The organism is Caballeronia terrestris, assembly GCF_001544515.1.
GTDB classification, from domain to species: Bacteria; Pseudomonadota; Gammaproteobacteria; order Burkholderiales; family Burkholderiaceae; genus Caballeronia; species Caballeronia terrestris.
Genome location: NZ_FCOL02000453.1, coordinates 1 through 1,205, shown reverse-complemented (window position 1 = coordinate 1,205; position 1,205 = coordinate 1). Strand labels below are relative to the sequence as shown.

At 56.8% G+C, this 1,205-nt stretch carries 1 protein-coding gene; it reads left to right on the top strand.

Annotated features, from left to right (window positions below; genetic code table 11):
* The first annotated feature begins 293 nt into the window (after window positions 1–293).
* The gene (locus AWB67_RS40480; RefSeq protein ID WP_125477891.1) at window positions 294–839 is read left to right on the top strand and encodes a hypothetical protein; all 546 of its coding nucleotides are present in this window, start codon (window positions 294–296) and stop codon (window positions 837–839) included.
* Window positions 840–1,205: the final 366 nt, after the last annotated feature.

Genomic DNA, 1,205 nt, shown 5'->3' with positions numbered 1-1,205 from the left:
GGCTAAGGTCATAACAATCGGCCAATACGGATATTAGGGCCATTGTTTAGGCGATTGGCTTCCATATCGCTGATCCCGTCTGAATGCGCGTTGGCAAACGGAGAAGCGGCGTCATCGACGTGTCGATCGCTATCGCACATCCAGTCTAGTCGTGCAGACACGTCGGAACATGACGTAAATCAATCGAAAGCAAAGGAGAAGGTCTTATACGTAGCGTATAGACTGTCTTTTGAAGGGTATGCCTAGACGATGCTTCCGTCGGGCGTTTTCCGCGATCATCACGGAGTCTCTTTATGAACCAGCGAGTCAGCTCCAATTCGCCTTCGGCCAGTTTCAGCCGGCTTCTGCTTTGCGTAGATTCGAGTATCGCGTCCATCCATGCGGCCACCTACGCCTGTCAACTGGGCGTCGCAGGCGTCCAGGTTCGTGTTGTGAGCGTGCTCGAAAACCCCCGGGCGATACTCTCCGCGCACTCGACAACCGGGCTGAATATCGCGGCTTTCTCCGACGAGTTGAGAGAATCCGCGGACGTCGCGTTATCGAACGAGCGCCCTGACAGTGGACTGAGCCATACTCAGCATGGCTTTGCCAGACGCGAAATAAAGTCGTCACTTCGCTCTGCGGCCTTTGATGCACGCCCGCTAGCGGTGGTCGAGGAATATTGCGACCGGCGTATGACGAACGCCCGGGCAGCGCGCGGCCATAATCAGCCGCTTGCACGCGAGATTTCGCTACTTAAAAGCGTTCATGGGGACGGATCGTTGTCTATCATTCCTTGGAATCGCGGCAACGGCTTACGGTCACGCAAGGTGTTTACCCGCTCGCGCGCCGGACCTTGACGTGTGTCAAATGGCCGCGAAAGCAGATTGAGAAGATAGGGTATCGACGCCAGCGACATTTCGCGTGTCGCACGGAGACCGGATCGTGACTACAGCGAATACCAGCAGCACTGCCACATCCGGAATCAAACGGATACTCATCGGAGTTGAGTCGTCACCCGTGTCCGCACGTGCGGCGGCGTACATTCGCTACCTGGCGGTACCTGGAGTAAAGGTGCGCATCATCAGTGTCGCCGAGAATCCTCGTACCCTGCTGCCGCTAGGCTCGATTGCTGAGGCCGGACTGCAGACCGTGCGCGAGGAACTGTTCCGCGAAGCAAGCGAAGCGGCTGCTCATGCAGAAGAGTCGCTCGCGCAATGCAATTG